The organism is Legionella pneumophila subsp. pneumophila str. Philadelphia 1 (assembly GCF_000008485.1).
Lineage (GTDB): Bacteria > Pseudomonadota > Gammaproteobacteria > Legionellales > Legionellaceae > Legionella > Legionella pneumophila.
In genome coordinates this window covers 2,033,267-2,049,781 of the sequence record NC_002942.5, presented here as the reverse complement: position 1 = coordinate 2,049,781, position 16,515 = coordinate 2,033,267, and the positions used below count along the sequence as shown (strand labels likewise).

Sequence of the window (16,515 nt, the reverse complement as noted above, 5' to 3'; positions counted from 1 at the left end):
TATTCTCTTAAGTATCCGATTCGCTAAGTGCTAACAGTTCTGCTCCCTCACTCACTTGGGAACCTACAGAATAAAAAATATCTGATAATATACCATCGATTGGAGCATGAATGGTGTGTTCCATTTTCATTGCCTCAAGTACAATTAAGCTTTCACCAGCTTTTACCTGTTCACCAATATTTTTTAAAATAGCAACGACAGTGGCAGGCATTGGCGCGGTTAACTGGCCTTTATGGGCGGAAGTTTGAGCATCCAGTTTACTCCAGTAGAAGCGTTCGATTGAAAGTTGGCCTTTGTCAGTATAGAAGATCAAATGGTGATCTTTGTTTTCTACTCTGGCTTTCACTGATTTTTGATCAATTTCAATAATAAGCTGGTCAATGTCATATCTGGCATAGATGACCATTTCCTTGTTTTCAATTTTTGCTTTAAATTTTTTATTATCTATAGGTGTAATCTGAGCTTCAATTATCGTGGAGTTCAATTGATAACGCCATATCCAATGGCTGGAAAGATGCATTTGCCAGCCAAATGCCTCTTGCAACAAGGGATCCGTAGTGCGATTAATCATACCTAAATAATCATAACTTATGGCCAGGAGCATACCTAACTCATTATCTGGTTTAGGCAGGCTTATGTTTTCTTTCTCTAAAAAATCAGTACTTAATTTTGCCTCTTTAAATTTTACATGTTGGCAAATGGCTCGTAGAAAGGGTATATTTGTTTTTACCCCGCCAATGTCATAGTGAGCCAGGCTACGCTCCAATCTATGTAATGCTTCTTCACGATTATGTCCCCAGGCAATCAGCTTGGCTATCATGGGATCATAATACCTTGTTATTTCTGAAGACAAAGTAACACCTGTATCAATGCGTATGCCATCGCCAGAGGGTTCTTTTAAGAATTGAAGTTGGCCAATAGAGGGTATAAAACCCTGATAAGGATCTTCAGCGTAAATACGGCACTCAATTGCATGGCCTTGAGCTTGAATTTGATTTTGAAGCAAAGGTAATGTGTCATTCGCTGCAATTTTTATCTGCCAAGCGACAAGATCAAGTCCTGTAATCATTTCTGTGACAGGATGTTCTACTTGAAGTCTTGTATTCATTTCCATAAAGTAGAATTTATCTTCACCGTCTACCAAAAACTCTACTGTTCCAGCTCCTCTGTAGTTGATGGAGCGGGCTACTTCGCAGGCTGCTTCTGCCAGCCTTTGCCTAAGCACGGGCAATAAATTGGGAGCAGGGGCCTCCTCGATAATTTTTTGATGCCTGCGCTGAATGGAACAATCTCTCTCAAACAAATTTACAACATTTCCATGATTATCCGCCATGATCTGTACTTCAACATGACGAGGATTAAGAACTAATCGTTCAATTATCATAGTATCATCCGCAAAGGAGGCCATAGATTCTCTTTTGGCTCCTGCTAATGCATCATGAAACTCTTTTTCATCATGTACTGCTCGCATTCCTTTTCCACCACCACCATTAGCGGCTTTAATCAGTACTGGAAATCCAATTTTTTTAGCTTCGCTCAACAACTTTTCTTCAGACTGTTCAACGCCATGATAGCCCGGTGTAAGTGGGACTTTCGTTTTTTCAAGAAGTTGTTTAGCTAATTGTTTGGATGCCATTGCTTCCATTGCTTTAATGGAGGGACCGATGAAAACAATGCCCGCTTGTTCACAGGCTTTGGCAAAATCAGGATTTTCAGATAAAAATCCATAGCCAGGATGGATGGCTTGTGCTCCACTTTCTTTAGCTGCCTGAATAATATGGTCAATATTCAGATAACTTTCTTTAGCTGGCGCTTCTCCAATATAATAAGCGCTATCAGCTAATCGCACATGAAGGCTGTTTCTATCTGCTGCTGAATAAACGGCAATAGCCTGAATACCCATAGAATGTGCTGTTTTAATGATTCGACAGGCTATTTCGCCTCGGTTAGCAATTAATATTTTATTAAACATGTCCAGAACCTTTATTCCAGTTGGGTATTTCTTTATTGAGAAATGCTTTAAGCCCTTCTTGCCCCTCATCAGATACTCTTTTATGAGCAATCAGAGAAGCAGTGTAGCGAACCAGTTCTTCATCTATTTTTTTATTAGCGACGTATTGTGCCAGTTGTTTTGAGTTTTTAACCGCTTCTGGAGCATTATTACTGATTTGCGAGGCGTATTTGAGAGTAAACTCCAACAACGTATCATCAGGGACGCAGTGCTGAACTAAATTAAGAGAATATGCACGTGTGGCATCAAAAACTTCAGCACTCATGAATAACATTTTTGCCGCTCGTTCACCTATTGCTCTAACTACATAGGGACTAATTACTGCTGGAATAAGACCTAATTTCACTTCAGAAAAACAAAAACGTGCTGAAGTAGATGCAATGGCTATATCACATGCTGCTGCCAATCCAGCTCCACCACCAAAAGCGGCACCTTGAACCATGGCGATAGTAGGTTTTGGGCTTTGACTGATGCTATACATTAAATTACCTAATACCAGACTGTCTTCCAGGTTTTCTTCTTCAGTAAAGTTAGCCATGCTTTGCATCCAGGTCAAATCAGCACCAGCTGAAAAATGCTTTCCATTCGCTTTAAGTACTATGACGCGAACGTTAGTATCATTTATTGCGGAGTCAAGTCGTATTCTCATTTCAGTCAGCAGTTGATTATCGAACGCATTATGCTTGCTAATTCGATTCATAGTAAGTAAACCTACTTTATCTTGAATTTCATATAATAAATCACTCATGCCTATTGTTCCTTTCCTTTTACATGCGAAATACACCGAAACGAGTATCCTCAATCGGTGCGTTTAAGGCTGCAGATAATCCAAGTCCGAGTATTTTGCGTGTATCCTGAGGCGCGATGACCCCATCATCCCAAAGCCTGGCACTGGCATAGTAAGGATTTCCCTGAGTTTCATACTGACTTCTCATTTGAGTTTTAAATTGTTCTTCTTCTTCGAGTGACCATTCTTTTCCTTGCTTTGCATATTTCTCTCTGGTGATTTGCGCGAGAACATTCGCTGCTTGTTCACCACCCATAACTGAGATGCGTGCATTAGGCCAGGCCCATAGGAAACGAGGAGCATATGCCCGGCCACACATGGCATAATTACCTGCTCCAAAACTTCCACCAACAATGATGGTAAATTTGGGTACATTAGCATTGGCAACTGCTGTCACCATTTTGGCTCCATGTTTTGCAATACCTGATGCTTCGTATTTGGAGCCCACCATAAATCCTGTAATATTTTGCAGGAATACAAGTGGTATTTTACGTTGACAGCACAGCTCTATGAAATGGCTGCCCTTTTGCGCACTTTCACTAAAAAGTATGCCATTATTAGCAATAATCCCTATAGGATATCCATATAGGCGAGCAAAACCGCAAACCAGGGTTGTTCCAAAAAGTGCTTTGAATTCATCAAACTCTGAACCATCTACCACTCGAGCAATAATTTCTCTTATATCAAAAGGCTTTCTAGGGTCAGTGGGAATTATTCCGGTAAGATCTTCGCTATCATAAAGAGGAGGAACTGTATCCACTCTATGAATGGAATCTGGTTTTTTACGATTTAAATTGCTAATGGCGACTCGCGCTAAATGAAGCGCGTGAGCGTCATTTTCCGCATAATGATCAGATACTCCTGAGTGGCGACAGTGAACTTCGGCTCCTCCTAATTCTTCCGCACTGATTACTTCTCCTGTTGCTGCTTTAACGAGAGGAGGGCCTCCAAGGAATATGGTTGCCTGATTCTTGACCATAATAGATTCATCAGCCATGGCTGGTACATAGGCTCCTCCCGCCGTACAAGATCCCATAACCACGGCTATTTGAGGAATATTTAATGCTGACATTTGCGCTTGATTATAAAAAACACGTCCAAAATGTTCTTTATCGGCAAAGACCTGATCTTGAAGCGGTAGAAAGGCACCTCCTGAATCCACCAGATAGATGCATGGAAGATGGTTTATCAATGCAATTTCTTGTGCCCTTAAGTGTTTTTTTACGGTCAGAGGATAATATGTTCCACCTTTAACAGTGGCATCGTTGACCACAATCACACATTCGTTTCCTGCCACTCTTCCAATGCCAGTGATTATTCCTGCAGCGGGTATTGTGTCTTCATAGACTTGGTAGGCAGCAAGTTGAGATAGCTCAAGAAAAGGACTACCTGGATCCAGCAACTGGTGTAAGCGTTCTCTCGGAAGTAGTTTGCCTTGTTGTTGATGTTTGGTACGTGCTTTTTCATCTCCACCCAGAGAGATTTGATGTATTTTTTCTCTTAAATCAGTAACCAATGCTTGCATATTCGCCTGATTATTTTTGAATTCCTGACTGCTGGTATTGATTTGAGTAGTTAACTTAGCCATTTTTTATCCTTACCGAATCAAAATATCACTCAAGACTATGATGGTCCATATTATCCAGACAATCGCAATAAAATGGGGCATGTCTTTTCCTTTGAGTGCCCGGTAAATTAGCGCTGGGATTCCTGCGATGATTATGGGTAATAACATAAGGACTAGAATTTTCCTGATAATCAGTCCCCAACCTGTTTGGCTGAATATAGGTGTTAATTTTAAATTAACGTAAGTGAAAAACATATCGATGTAAACTACGATAAGATGGGCATATTTTGCAAATACGACAATAAGAATACTTAGTAGAAGGTAAATGAGACTATGTCTTAGCATGTACATCCTTTATTATTGTTATAACCAAGTTGGTTTTGATAGGTAAAACATTATCTGGTCGCAAATAAAAATAGCAACCAGTTTTAATATAAAAACCTGGGTAAAAATAAAGGTTTTACCCAGGTCATCTTTAACCGTTAAATTAGCTCAATTGCCATAGCTGTTGCTTCACCACCGCCTATACATAAAGAAGCTATTCCGCGTTTTTTACCCTGGTGTTTTAGCGCATGCATTAAAGTAACCAGAATGCGAGCTCCTGAAGCACCAATGGGATGCCCTAAAGCGCATGCCCCGCCATGTATATTGACTTGTTCCGGATTCAATTCAAGCTGAGTAATTGCTGCCATCGCTACTACTGCAAACGCTTCATTAATCTCAAAAAGATCCACATCATCTTGTTTCCATGACGCTTTGTTCATTACCTTACGGATTGCATCAACAGGAGCGGTTGTGAACCATTGTGGGGCTTGGGAATGGCTGGCGTGTGCTATGATTTTTGCCAAGGGCTTAATGCCACGTTTTTCTGCGTTTGAGGCACTCATTAAAATTAAACTGGCCGCGCCATCTGAAATAGAACTTGAATTGGCTGCTGTGACTGTACCATCTGCTTGAAAGGCTGGTTTTAACTGAGGTATTTTGGCAAGTTTGGCTGTCTCAGGCCCTTCATCGACGTCAACCGTGATATCTCCTTTGCGGGTAGTTAAGGTGACAGGAGCGATTTCTTCTCGAAAGGCACCATTCTCTATTGCTTTTAGCGCTTTGGTCATTGAGCGTAAGGCATATTCGTCTTGTTGTTCTCTGCTGAAATTAAAGTGTTTTGCAGTTGTTTCAGCGAAACACCCCATTAATTGTCCTTTATCATAGGCATCTTCTAATCCATCAAGGAACATATGATCTTTCAGTTCACCATGACCCAGTCTATATCCTGCTCGTGCTTTGGATAATAAATAGGGGGCATTGCTCATACTTTCCATACCGCTAGCCAAAATTACATTAGCTGTACCTGCCTTAATTAAATCATGCGCAAGCATCACAGCCTTCATGCCCGAACCACACATTTTATTAATGGTCGTGGCTCCTGTCGAATTAGGTATGCCTGCTTTTATTGCTGCCTGTCTGGCAGGAGCTTGACCAATACCAGCTTGTAATACACAACCACTGATCACTTCATCGATTTCTGCCGGAGCAATACCTGATTGAGACAACGCTGCCATATGCGCTACTGCCCCTAACTCTGGGGAGGAAAGTGCAGATAAATTGCCTAGCATAGCTCCCATTGGTGTTCTTTTTGCTGCGACTATCACGACATCATTATGTTCCATTGTCTCATTCCTTATGCTGTTTCTTTAAAAAGTTCACGACCAATTAGCATTCTTCTTATTTCAGAAGTGCCTGCCCCAATTTCATACAACTTCGCATCCCTTAATAAACGTCCTGTAGGATATTCATTAATATAACCATTTCCTCCAAGAATCTGTATTGACTGTAAAGCCATTTGTGTTGCTTTTTCTGCAGTATATAAAATAACTCCTGCAGCATCCTTACGACTAACCCTACCGTTGTCACAAGCCTTGGCAACGGCATACAGATAAGCTCTGCAAGCATTCAAATCAGTGTACATATCAGCAAGTTTGCCTTGAATAAATTGAAACTCACCTATCGCCTGATTAAATTGCTTGCGTTCATGGACATAGGGTAATACAACATCCATACAAGCTTGCATAATTCCAACTGGTCCGGCAGCAAGGATTGTGCGTTCATAATCCAAGCCGCTCATTAATACCTTGACCCCTTGATTTACTGTTCCCAGAACATTTTCAGAAGGCACTTCACATTGATCAAATACCAATTCACATGTGTTTGACCCACGCATACCAAGCTTGTCTAGTTTTTGTGCTGTTTTAAATCCGGGCATTCCTTTTTCGATAATAAAGGCAGTAATCCCTTTGCTTCCAGCCTGCTTGTCTGTTTTAGCATAGACAACCAAAACATCCGCGTCAGGACCATTGGTTATCCACATTTTTGTGCCGTCAAGAATATATTTGTCTCCAGCAGAACGGGCTTGTAATTGCATACTGACTACATCGGACCCTGAGTTGGACTCACTCATCGCCAAAGCACCAATATATTCACCGCTTATAAGTTTAGGCAAATATTTTTGCTTTTGCTCATTATTTCCGTTTAAAAAGATTTGATTGACACACAAATTAGAGTGCGCGCCATAACTTAAACCAACTGATGCGGAGGCTCTGGAAATTTCTTCCATTGCTATGGCATGCGCGAGGTATCCCATATTGGCACCACCATATTCTTCACTTACTGTGATGCCAAGTAATCCCATTTCTCCCAGTTTTCTCCAGAGATGGTTAGGAAAAGTATTTTTCTCATCGATTTGTGCAGCTAAAGGAGCTATTTCAGTTTGGGCAAATTGGTTGACGCTGTCTCGTAACATGTCATACGTTTCGCCCAGTTGAAAGTCTAAGCCTGTGTACATGAGTGACATCCTGTTATGTTGATAAATACGCTAGACTATACCCAAATGAAGCGTACTTGTCACCTTCCTGTTTATTTCCAAGACAATCTTTTTAACCCACTGATACATTTGATAATATACGGATGTCTTATTGCGAAAAATTGAAAGAATTTGAATGGTAAATATTCATTTGTTCAATCGCAAGGTGGCTTTTCTCTCCAAACTTTTTAAATTTTTATCTCAAAAACACCTTTACCCAGGGCAGTGGTTAAAATGATTCTTTACCTGGGTAAAAAAATCACCTAATCTTTAGCCAAAGTGTAATCCAAATGGATTTAGAAGAGGAGTATTTCTAATGAGAAAACTGGTATTATGGGGGCATGGAATTGAAGACTATCGTGAGATGTTTGATTTACCCCAGGGAGTGGAGAATTCACGACTATTAGAATACGGTTGCGGTCCTAGCGCTGTTAATTACCAGCAAACTCAAGTGAAAAAAAATGGAGTAGTGAGTTGTGACCCTTTATTCGTATTGGATAAAGATACGCTGCTTGCTAAAGCAAAAATGATTTTTGCGAATATGGCTGAAGAGGTTAGGCAGCATCAGGATCAATTTGACTTTAGCCGTAATGGTAGTTTGGATAAATTGCTTCAGGAAAGACAAGAAGGAATGAAGCAGTTTTTTGCGGATTATGAACAAGGTAAGGCTGATGGAAGGTACCTGGGGCTTACCGATTATCATTTACCATTTGCCGATTTTACCTTTGATTTTGCTCTGAGTTCTCATTATTTTTTTGCAGATCTTGACGATCAAACGGTTGATTTTCACCTGATTGCAATTCGTGAATTAGCAAGGGTAGCCAAAGAAGTGAGAATTTTTCCATTGATTGATAGAGAAGGTAACACTTCACAATTTCTAGGACCGGTTTTACTAGGCTTGCAACAGGAGAACTATGGAGTGGAGGTTAGGGAGGCTGCTTTTCATTTGCATAAATCAGGTAATGCAATGCTAAGAGTTTGGGCGCAACAATGTGTTGTTTAATTGAGATTACTTTTTTAAAGTAAGTGACTGGTATGCAGGGAGGAAAAAATGGCAGTATCAAATAAGAAAAACAGTGAGTTTACACCTTCCTTAAGATCTCACATGATTGCTGCGTTATTAAGTATGGGAGCAGCTGCAATTATCTTATGGTTGGCGTCGGGGATGACATTAGCTGCTGTTATCGTTGACTCCTTCAGTTTGGGTTTTTATATAGGGTTTATGCTCCTTATGAGCGCCGCTCCGGCTGTGTTGGCTTCACCAGTTATTTTACCTGGTTTACTACTTGTTGTATCAGGATTGTTTCTTGGAGCGGTTGCTGCAACGTTTGCGCATCGGTTAAAAAATAATCCCAGTTTGCCACAAAACAATAATGGAAATGGTCTGATCAATGAATTAACAAAAGATAAATCTGAGTTGCTGATTAGTCATGATGATTTACAGTGTCAATCCAACTCTTTGGAAGGTGAAAACACTTTATCTCAACAGAATGAGGATAATGTTACCGGGGAAAAATTTGGTTTCATGAAATTTTGGGGAAGCTTGGGTTTGACTTCGTTTGCTAGTTCAGGAGCGACTGCTTTATTGGGTTGGCTTGCTACAGATTTTGTAGTTTCTCTCTCTATAATTCCTGTGTTTTTGCTAGGAATGACTCTAGCCATCGTTTTAGTTCCATTGTCAATTGGATTATCCGGAATTTTTGCGTTACCAGCGGTTACTGCGCTTATGTTTGCCTTGGGAGGCTTTGCTACAGGAGTGTTTGCTGCTACCCTGGCTGCATATTTTATAGCTGATAATCAGGCGCAAGATCATCCTGTTGAGCCAATAATCAGAAGCTCGATGGAGAGGCAATGCAAAGATCAGGGTTCTCATCAAAAAATTCTAAATGGATTAAAAAAAGATAAATTGAGTGCTAATGAAGAAGTGATTAATTCTGATTTAAACGAACAAAAATCAAGAGGTCCAAAAACATCAAAGAGTGATACTGGTGTTAAGGAAGAACATATTAATACTGCAGAGGAATACAGTTTTTGTGGTTTAAGATTCTAGCTTTATTATGAGTGGACCAACGATTAATAGAGACGCGCCTATGATTTTCCCTTTTAGACAGGGAGAATAGCCTATCAGCAGAATAAGCTCGTTTATGCAACAGGACTATTTGCAATCATAATGAGCAAGTCATTTCGCTATTTATCTGGGCAGATGCATAAAAAATTATCTGAATTAATTTTATTTCGCTTCCTATTAATCGTCAGTACGAAAATCATCACGAAAAATGTTATCATACCTCAATTGTTCTTTATTAATGATTCTCCCTGCTTTAGGAGTAATTTTATGTATTCACTGCTGCGCCCTTTACTTTTCAGATTGGATGCAGAAAAAGCCCATTCATTAACATTATCCTTATTACATTACCTCCCTGGTTTTTATTTTCGGAAAATAGCCGGTCAACCTGTTCATGCTATGGGTCTTGTATTCCCTCATCAAGTTGGACTGGCAGCTGGTTTAGATAAAAATGGCGAACATTTGGATGCATTAGCCAAATTGGGATTTTCATTCATTGAATTAGGGACAGTAACACCTAAGGGACAAGCAGGTAATCCCAAACCAAGGCTTTTTCGTATTGCAGAGGCAAATGCGATTATCAACAGGATGGGTTTTAACAATTCGGGAGTTGATGTACTGGTAGAAAATGTAAAAAGAGCAAATTATAAAGGAATATTAGGGATAAATATTGGAAAAAATAAAGAGACTAATTTAAATCAAGCTGCAGAGGACTATCTTTATTGCTTCCGTAAAGTATATGATCATGCTTCCTATGTCACTATCAATATTTCCTCTCCCAATACCCCTGATTTACGCCAGTTACAACAAGGAGATTATTTTGCTGAATTACTCACCCAGTTACAAAAAGAACAGATAAAATTAGCAGATCAATATGGACGCCATGTGCCTTTAGTGGTGAAAGTATCTCCGGATGAAACAGATGAAACACTAAAACAAATGACAGATATCATTTTACAGTATGGAATCGAGGGTATTATTGCAACGAATACCACCTGTTCTCGGGAAATGGTAAAAAATTTGCCTTGTTCTGAAGAACAGGGCGGATTAAGTGGTAGGCCACTGATGGAATTATCTACTCGCTGCTTGCGCTTGTTGAAACAATATGTTGGTAATGATGTGACATTGATAGGAGTGGGTGGTATTGACAGTTTGGAGAGCGCCAAAGACAAGATCAATGCAGGAGCTTCGTTATTACAAGTATACAGTGGTTTAGTTTATAAGGGACCGGAGTTGATTCACGATATTGTTTCAGGTTTAAATGCTATCTGATCCTGGTGGTGAGGAAATCGATGTATATTACTAAGGAATTGGCTGTTCGCATGGAAGGGTGTATCAAGCAGAGTCACATTGAGGTGACAAAGCGGTACTCACAAGGAAAAATTCTGGAAATCAACGGCGGAGCAGCTTGTTTTTCTGGTTTTGAGTCATTTCTATCCCAGGTAGTAGGCTGGGGATTTAAAACAGAGCCTAACCAATATAAAGCTGAAATAGAAGCTATAGAAAATTTTTATAAATCGTTAGGCCATAATCGTGTCGATATTGAGTTATGTCCTTTTGTGGGAAATCATTTAATTAATTTTTTAAGCCAAAGAGGTTACTACATAACTGAGTTAAATAATGTTTCAGTTCTTGATTTAAAGAGTTACCATCTGGTTGCTCACTCCGAGGATGATGGGTTTATTATAAGAGAAGTGAAGCAGTCTGAATTGGAAGAGTGGGCAAAAAGAGTAGCTATTGGATTTGGTTTTCTTGAGGCTCAGGAACAATTTTACCAATATGCCAGTGCAAAAGGAGTTTTAGCATTTGCAGCATATGATCATGGTAATTTGGTTGCTGGCGCCACAATAGCAATTCATGGTGATGCTTGTGATTTGGGCGTTACCAGCACATTACCTCTTTATCGAGGGAAAGGCCTTCAGAAAAAATTATTGTTTGCTCGTCTGAATCTGGCCAAGCAGTATGGTTTGGAATTCGCCACCGTAACTACTCAACCAGGTACAGTTTCAGATTTGAACGTTCAAAAGGCTGGATTTCGTTGTGCCTACACCAGAATAAAACTAACTATGGAATAGGTGGACTTCATGATAGAACATTGGCGCTTAGACAGAATAAGAGTTACAATTCATAACATTTGCGTACAAGATTAACTTCTAAATTAATGAAAAATAACCTCCCTATTAAATCCCGTCTGCTATACAAACGCTTGTTAAGCTATGTAAAACCTTTTTGGCCAGTTTTATTATTAGGAGTATTGGCGAATATCCTATATTCGGGCATTGACGCCGGCTTTACCTATATGACCAAGCTTTTTTTGGATAAAAGCTTTATTACTATTGATCTGAATTTTGTTAAACAAATCCCGCTGATTGTTTTAATCGGTATTACTCTGAGAGGATTGGTCAGTTCTTTAGGCAGTTATTGTATGACATGGGTGGCTCGCTCAGTAGTTAAAGTATTAAGGCAGACCGTATTTTCTCATATTATTCACTTACCGGCGGATTATTATGACGAAGCCACATCAGGTCAGCTTCTTTCAAAAATTTTGTACGATGTTGAGCAAGTGGCACAAGTCAGTGCGGATGCCCTAACAGATTTTATTCAAAATATATGTCTGGTCATCGGTTTGCTGACCGTTATGATGGTTATATGTTGGCAGCTGTCTTTGATGTTTTTATTAACTATCCCCTTTGTGGGAATCATTGTTAATTATACTAATAAAAGAGTAAGACGAATTAGTCACAAAGTCCAAAAAACCATGGGCGAAGTCACAGAAATTGCCAGTGAGGCAATCGAGGGTTATCGAGTGGTTCGCATCTTTGGTGGTGAACGGTATGAAATAACAAAATTTAATAAAGCAACAGAATATTCACGCAAAAACGATATGAAAGTTGCCATAAGCAAGGCGATTAATGTTTCAGGCGTTCAATTGGTGATCGCTATCGGGATTGCCACGATTATTATGGCTGCCATTCATTTATCTACTGTCATTACTATCAGTGCCGGTTCTTTTTTGGCAATTATCGCAGCCATGTTGCAATTAATAAAACCTATGAAAACTCTGACTACTCTTAACGCAACCATACAAAGAGGCTTGGCTGGTGCAGAAAGTGTATTTAATTTGCTTGATTTGCCTTTGGAAAGAAACAATGGTTTGATATTAAAAGAAAAGATACGTGGTGAAATTGAGTTTAAGCATGTATACCACGCATACCGACAGGGTCAAAATATTTTACATGATGTCAATTTTGTAATTGAAGCAGGAACGTCTGTTGCTCTGGTTGGGCATTCAGGAAGTGGTAAAACGACCATAGCCAGTTTATTACCCCGCTTTTATGAATTGAGTCAAGGTATGATTACTTTAGATGGCATGCCCATTCAACAGCTTAGTCTGGAAAGTTTACGCAAGCAGATGTCCTTGGTCAGTCAAAACGTGACACTTTTTAATGATACTTTGGCTAACAACATAGCCTATGGTCGTTTTGATGCGAGCCGAGAGCAAATTATTACTGCGGCTAAACTGGCCTATGCTGATGAGTTTATTAAGCAATTACCTGATGGCTATGATACCAGGGTCGGAGAAAATGGGGTGTTGTTGTCAGGCGGACAAAGGCAAAGAATAGCGATAGCCAGGGCAATTTTGAAAGATGCTCCAATTTTAATACTCGATGAGGCGACTTCAGCTCTGGATAGTGAGTCTGAGCATTATATTCAGGCGGCTTTGGAGCAAGTGATGAAAGGTAGAACTACTTTAATCATTGCGCACCGATTGTCGACTATTAAGCATGCTCACAAGATTATCGTATTGCAACATGGTCGTATTGTTGAGCAAGGTAGTCATCAAGAATTACTTGATATGGATGGTCATTACGCTCAGTTGTATAAAGTGCAACAATTTGGCAGGATTAATGAGGAAGTGGTAGCTTAATGTCATTTTTTGTGAACAGGATATGGTATGGTAACCATTTTTTACAGTGGATACTGGTTCCATTTTCCTGGTTATACAGAATTGTTATACGAACCAGACGATGGTATTTACAGCGTTTCTGCCAACAGCTGTACCCTATACCAATTATTGTAGTGGGAAACGTGACCGTAGGAGGAGTAGGCAAGACGCCTCTGGTCATTGAAATTGCTAAAAAAATACAGCAAAAAGGCTTAAAAGTAGGGATTGTAAGCCGTGGTTACAAAGCAGCAATAAAACATTTTCCATACGAAGTAAAATTAAATGATTCAGCTGAATTAGTAGGCGATGAGCCGCTCATGATGGCAAGAAAAATTAATTGCCCAGTGGTTATTGCGCCTAAGCGCAATGAAGCAGTAAGGTACCTTTTAGACAAGCACTCGGTTGAAATTATTATCAGTGATGATGGCTTGCAACATTATAAAATGGGGCGATCTATTGAAATTGTAGTAATAGATGGGATGCGAAAACTGGGTAATGGTTTTTGTCTACCCGCTGGACCATTAAGGGAACCTGATTCACGATTAAAACAAGTTGATTTTGTTATTGTTAATCAAGGTGCTGCAGAAGGTACTTATTCTATGGAATTAATTCCTAAAAACATAGTTCGATTGTCAACTCAGGAAGAAGTCAGTAATGATTTGTTTACTTCTGAAGTAGCAGCTGTAGCAGGAATTGGTAACCCGCAACGATTCTATTCTACTTTAAGTCAATTAGGTATAAAATTTAATCCATATTCTTATCCCGATCATCATCAATTTAAACCTCATGATTTAAATGATATCGATCTACCAGTTATAATGACAGAAAAGGATGCTGTAAAATGTTATTCATTTAGTTCAGATAAATTATATTATTTACCCGTTGAAGCAAAGTTGAATGATTCCTTTTGGGAAGCATTTTGGTCACATCAACAATTACAAGGTTATTACTAATATGATGCCAAAACGAATTTGGTTATTGCTATTATCCATGTTTTTATTTTTAAGTGGCAGTGTTTTTGCAGTGGAAGAGCCAGAGGAAGACAAAGTAGCCCAAACGAATGAACCAACCGTTGGAAGTTGGGTATTTACAGGTATGGTCACCAATGAAAGCGGTGATCGATACGGCTATTTTTTTCAGATGCAAAGGCAAGGTACTGATTTTTATGCTAAAACCGCATTAATTGACGGCCAAACCAACCAGTTAATTCTGTTTTATGAGGCCAACGAAAAAATAGATAGCTCCACTCAGTTGAACTGGCAAGTTGGGCGCTCATTTTTGCGCTACAATCCGATCAATGACAGTTGGATTTTTGGCGTGAAAGTCGAAAATGCAAAAGGATTTAATTTTAAAGTAGATATGTTAAAACAGGATAATAAAGATGTTGAAACACAGGTATTAAGACCTGGGGTAGAGTTGCAAGCGGTACAGACCAGTCGATTAAATGGGCACGTGCAAACGGGAGTAGATAATAAAGAACAGTTTGTAACAGGTAATAAGGCATGGTTCAGCAAATTATGGTTTAGCAAGGATCAAAATTCCCCTCATGATATAAGCACTATTTTTTGCAGATTAAGTAATGATAATGGTTTTTATTCTGCAAATCTCAAGGAACCTGATGCAACGGGGGCTGCGGTAGCAGGTTGGCGAGACCCTTCAGGAAATAATGTCAAAATGTCTCAATTTGTTTCCATTAAAACCCTAACCGATAATCAATGTTTACTTAGCGTGGGTTTGCCCAGGTTGAAGTTAAAATTAGTCAATACCATAAAACAAGAGGATGATTTTCCTCTAACAGTTGCAGGCTTTTCTGAAGAAAATCCAAAAGGATTTTGTTTTATATCCAAACAAACTTTTAAGCAAATCAAGGAGTCAGCAGTACAAGCGGTTACTAATTTGGGATAGTCTAATTTGATTTTTCTGGCAGGAGGCAAGTAAATAAGCTTGCCAATAGCATGGCAAAAGGAACAATCAAAAGGGCCAGTTGGTAGTCAGCCAGGCTGTATTGGCTTTTATGGTTACTGAGTACATCTAAAAAAAATCCAACGAGTGGTTGAAGTAAGGGAGCCGAGAGCATTGCCAAGGTATTGGTGAAGCCAGTACAAGTGGACAAGAATTCAGGTGGGGCCAATTCATTAGAAATTGAATAGGCTAGCATATAAGCACCACAGGTTAACCCCATAGAAAACATTAAAATACCTATCAATAGCTTATTTTGAGTTGGTAAATATAAAACAAGTATTAATAATAACGCAGTTGACAGACAAGAAGCATGAATCAGCGGTTTTCGTCTATTGAGATGTACCGAAATTTGACCCAATAAAGGACAGCTTAAGCCAGCACCCAGTAAGACCATTGAAGTTAGTATACTGGCTGTTTTGATAGTGCAATCCAGTTTTAATTGTAAAAAAGGAACAGCCCACATGGCGGCAAAGACAGTAATGACTGAGAATTCCAGACAAACAAAAAGGCCATTAAACCAGGCTAATTTATTTTTTAGAATGGGGATAATTTGTTGTTTATATTGATGTGGAAAAGAAACGACTGGCTTGCTATTGGGGATACACAACCAGCATAAACTGGCGATCAGGAATCCAATGATTCCTGCTATGTTAATAAAATAACGCCATCCAAAATGGCTGATCACAGAACCCATGCCAATCATTCCTAATACTGTAACAGTAAATCCCAACGTTTCTGATAGGCCTATCATAAAAGCGTATTGTTTTAAGGGAAAATGTTGGCGTAACAAATGGCTTAAACCAATAAAGGCAAAGGCTGAGCCAGCGCCAATAATTAACCGCCCAAGGAAAAGAGTCGGGAGGTTATGTCCCGAGGCAAATACAAAACATCCGATGGCACAAAGAGTTGCATTGACCGATAACAAATATCGGGTATTGTAGCGATCAAAAAGAATCCCGACAGGAATTTGAAAAGAAGTATAGACATAGTAAAAGGCGCTACTTAAAAGTCCTGCGCTGAGTGCGGAAATATGTTCTTCGTGCATTATTGCGCCTACAATGATCCCCGAGGATAGTTGCAAGAAGAATTGGAATAATAAAAAAAATACTCCTACCAACCAAATGGTGATTTTTGATTTCTTAATAGCCGATAAATTGTTCAAAGTAGTTTGTATTATGTTGAAATTGATGGAATATATAGCATTGTTATGTTTGTGTAAATTTATAATCTGCAATACCTTTTATTTCTTCATGAATTATATTTGCTATTACATTGGAATCAATAATTCTGTATGTATTTTGTAAAATTTGAAAAATGATT

Annotated in this window: 14 protein-coding genes; 7 read left to right on the top strand and 7 right to left on the bottom strand. The window is 39.2% G+C overall.

All coding sequences use genetic code 11. The features are described from left to right. Positions 1 to 7 precede the first annotated feature (7 nt). The 6 genes from LPG_RS09175 to LPG_RS09150 all read right to left on the bottom strand — a co-directional run bounded on the left by LPG_RS09175 (position 8) and on the right by LPG_RS09150 (position 7,204). Complete coding sequence (locus LPG_RS09175) at positions 8 to 1,972, bottom strand: acetyl/propionyl/methylcrotonyl-CoA carboxylase subunit alpha (RefSeq protein ID WP_015444411.1); 1,965 nt, start codon at positions 1,970 to 1,972, stop codon at positions 8 to 10. Beyond that, positions 1,965 to 2,759 carry an enoyl-CoA hydratase-related protein gene (locus tag LPG_RS09170; RefSeq protein ID WP_013101538.1) on the bottom strand — a complete coding sequence of 265 codons (795 nt, stop codon included), beginning with the start codon at positions 2,757 to 2,759 and terminating at the stop codon, positions 1,965 to 1,967. Before LPG_RS09170 ends, LPG_RS09175 begins: the two co-directional genes overlap by 8 nt. 19 nt (positions 2,760 to 2,778) lie before the next feature. Beyond that, positions 2,779 to 4,386, bottom strand: a complete 1,608-nt coding sequence (locus LPG_RS09165; RefSeq protein WP_010947553.1) for a carboxyl transferase domain-containing protein — start codon at positions 4,384 to 4,386, stop codon at positions 2,779 to 2,781. Positions 4,387 to 4,395: 9 nt separating this feature from the next. Then, positions 4,396 to 4,710 (bottom strand): hypothetical protein, encoded by a 315-nt coding sequence (locus tag LPG_RS09160; RefSeq protein WP_011946750.1) that lies wholly within the window; start codon positions 4,708 to 4,710, stop codon positions 4,396 to 4,398. A 137-nt stretch (positions 4,711 to 4,847) separates the two neighbouring features. Next, a complete protein-coding gene (locus tag LPG_RS09155; RefSeq protein ID WP_010947551.1) occupies positions 4,848 to 6,032 on the bottom strand; it encodes an acetyl-CoA C-acyltransferase in 1,185 nt (394 codons plus the stop codon). An 11-nt stretch (positions 6,033 to 6,043) separates the two neighbouring features. Then, complete coding sequence (locus LPG_RS09150; protein WP_011946749.1) at positions 6,044 to 7,204, bottom strand: isovaleryl-CoA dehydrogenase; 1,161 nt, start codon at positions 7,202 to 7,204, stop codon at positions 6,044 to 6,046. A gap of 334 nt (positions 7,205 to 7,538) precedes the next feature. Here LPG_RS09150 and LPG_RS09145 point away from each other — a divergent pair, with 334 nt between their 5' ends. The 7 genes from LPG_RS09145 to LPG_RS09115 all read left to right on the top strand — a co-directional run bounded on the left by LPG_RS09145 (position 7,539) and on the right by LPG_RS09115 (position 15,138). Next, positions 7,539 to 8,225, top strand: coding sequence for a hypothetical protein (locus LPG_RS09145; protein ID WP_010947549.1), 687 nt, complete (start codon positions 7,539 to 7,541; stop codon positions 8,223 to 8,225). Between the two features lie 48 nt (positions 8,226 to 8,273). After that, the gene (locus tag LPG_RS09140) at positions 8,274 to 9,272 is read left to right on the top strand and encodes a hypothetical protein (RefSeq protein ID WP_011214080.1); all 999 of its coding nucleotides are present in this window, start codon (positions 8,274 to 8,276) and stop codon (positions 9,270 to 9,272) included. A gap of 285 nt (positions 9,273 to 9,557) precedes the next feature. Then, positions 9,558 to 10,559 (top strand): quinone-dependent dihydroorotate dehydrogenase, encoded by a 1,002-nt coding sequence (locus tag LPG_RS09135; protein ID WP_011214079.1) that lies wholly within the window; start codon positions 9,558 to 9,560, stop codon positions 10,557 to 10,559. 20 nt (positions 10,560 to 10,579) lie between these two features. Further along, complete coding sequence (locus LPG_RS09130) at positions 10,580 to 11,362, top strand: GNAT family N-acetyltransferase (RefSeq protein WP_011946748.1); 783 nt, start codon at positions 10,580 to 10,582, stop codon at positions 11,360 to 11,362. Between the two features lie 86 nt (positions 11,363 to 11,448). Next, positions 11,449 to 13,215, top strand: a complete 1,767-nt coding sequence (gene msbA, locus LPG_RS09125; protein ID WP_011946747.1) for a lipid A export permease/ATP-binding protein MsbA — start codon at positions 11,449 to 11,451, stop codon at positions 13,213 to 13,215. Further along, positions 13,215 to 14,186, top strand: a complete 972-nt coding sequence (gene lpxK / locus LPG_RS09120; protein ID WP_010947544.1) for a tetraacyldisaccharide 4'-kinase — start codon at positions 13,215 to 13,217, stop codon at positions 14,184 to 14,186. Before msbA ends, lpxK begins: the two co-directional genes overlap by 1 nt. A 1-nt stretch (position 14,187) precedes the next feature. After that, positions 14,188 to 15,138, top strand: a complete 951-nt coding sequence (locus tag LPG_RS09115; protein ID WP_011946746.1) for a hypothetical protein — start codon at positions 14,188 to 14,190, stop codon at positions 15,136 to 15,138. A gap of 1 nt (position 15,139) precedes the next feature. On the opposite strand, the gene LPG_RS09110 is transcribed toward LPG_RS09115, so the two are convergent. After that, on the bottom strand, positions 15,140 to 16,312 hold the full coding sequence (locus LPG_RS09110) for an MFS transporter (protein ID WP_129329830.1): 1,173 nt from the start codon (positions 16,310 to 16,312) through the stop codon (positions 15,140 to 15,142). Positions 16,313 to 16,515: the final 203 nt, after the last annotated feature.

What these genes read in the sequence shown, in the direction of transcription:
- LPG_RS09115 (WP_011946746.1), top strand. Translation starts at nt 14,188, where the DNA reads ATGATGCCAAAACGAATTTGGTTATTGCTATTATCCATGTTTTTATTT.
- LPG_RS09135 (WP_011214079.1), top strand. Translation starts at nt 9,558, where the DNA reads ATGTATTCACTGCTGCGCCCTTTACTTTTCAGATTGGATGCAGAAAAA.
- LPG_RS09155 (WP_010947551.1), bottom strand. Translation starts at nt 6,032, where the DNA reads ATGGAACATAATGATGTCGTGATAGTCGCAGCAAAAAGAACACCAATG.
- LPG_RS09160 (WP_011946750.1), bottom strand. Translation starts at nt 4,710, where the DNA reads ATGCTAAGACATAGTCTCATTTACCTTCTACTAAGTATTCTTATTGTC.
- LPG_RS09145 (WP_010947549.1), top strand. Translation starts at nt 7,539, where the DNA reads ATGAGAAAACTGGTATTATGGGGGCATGGAATTGAAGACTATCGTGAG.
- msbA (WP_011946747.1), top strand. Translation starts at nt 11,449, where the DNA reads ATGAAAAATAACCTCCCTATTAAATCCCGTCTGCTATACAAACGCTTG.
- LPG_RS09150 (WP_011946749.1), bottom strand. Translation starts at nt 7,204, where the DNA reads ATGTACACAGGCTTAGACTTTCAACTGGGCGAAACGTATGACATGTTA.
- LPG_RS09130 (WP_011946748.1), top strand. Translation starts at nt 10,580, where the DNA reads ATGTATATTACTAAGGAATTGGCTGTTCGCATGGAAGGGTGTATCAAG.
- lpxK (WP_010947544.1), top strand. Translation starts at nt 13,215, where the DNA reads ATGTCATTTTTTGTGAACAGGATATGGTATGGTAACCATTTTTTACAG.
- LPG_RS09170 (WP_013101538.1), bottom strand. Translation starts at nt 2,759, where the DNA reads ATGAGTGATTTATTATATGAAATTCAAGATAAAGTAGGTTTACTTACT.
- LPG_RS09140 (WP_011214080.1), top strand. Translation starts at nt 8,274, where the DNA reads ATGGCAGTATCAAATAAGAAAAACAGTGAGTTTACACCTTCCTTAAGA.
- LPG_RS09175 (WP_015444411.1), bottom strand. Translation starts at nt 1,972, where the DNA reads ATGTTTAATAAAATATTAATTGCTAACCGAGGCGAAATAGCCTGTCGA.
- LPG_RS09165 (WP_010947553.1), bottom strand. Translation starts at nt 4,386, where the DNA reads ATGGCTAAGTTAACTACTCAAATCAATACCAGCAGTCAGGAATTCAAA.